This is a genomic window from Wolbachia endosymbiont of Tuta absoluta, assembly GCF_059414725.1.
The window spans coordinates 1-781 of sequence record NZ_JBNRJY010000286.1 but is presented as its reverse complement, the minus strand read 5'-3'; the positions used below and the strand labels follow the sequence as shown (position 1 = coordinate 781).

Here is a 781-nt window from a genome sequence, read left to right as displayed (position 1 = left end):
ATAAATAAATTAGACGATGGATGAATATATTGCTCATCGACACAATGAAGTGTCAAGTAGTTTACATTACTTAGCTAGCTTACGAGGTGCATGGTGCATTGCAGATCGATCCTGGCATACTTCTTTCGCCACCTCTACATTCATCAATCTCTTCATGCATGCTCGTCGGTTTAGGGAACTCTTGACCTGACCTTCCTTTAGCACGTCCCCGATTTGATCGAGGTACGTTCGTCTAGGTCTTCATCTTCCGACGTTCACATCCACACTTGCCATACGCCGTTGAAAATTGAATAAATAAATTGAAATTGAAATTGATATACACCTGTTTCGTTAATCTTCTTTCATTCATCCTCTCTACATGACCAAACCACCTAAGCATACCCTTTTCTAAATTTTTTAACAATAACGGACATAAGAATACCTGCATAGCCTGCATGGTATCAGTGAGGGAGGCACGCCCTTTCTCGATGTCTTTCCGAAGCTTCTTGTTGTCGGGAAGAGTAGGTGCAGGTGGCAGGGAAGCCTTGTCCATCAGGGCTTGCACTGCAGCCTCCAGCATGGCAAACTCCTTTGCTGTCACCACTTCTATAGATCCCACGCGGGTAGGACCTCCGTTACCTAAGTATTGAATATTCTTAATATTATTATTTTTTAATACTCTTAGTTTAAAAGTTAAACATACTGAACTGGCCACTTCGTCCTGTTCACAATTTGTCACATTAGACAGTTGCTGATGTATATATACAAGTAGGTATGCAATCAGAGGGGGTTTTGATACCCT

At 41.7% G+C, this 781-nt stretch carries 1 protein-coding gene; it reads right to left on the bottom strand.

The annotated features are described in order from the left end of the window. Positions 1–232: 232 nt before the first annotated feature. Positions 233–781 (bottom strand): hypothetical protein (locus ACJ5GX_RS03130; protein WP_495292692.1); only part of this gene is annotated, 549 nt, incomplete at its 5' end.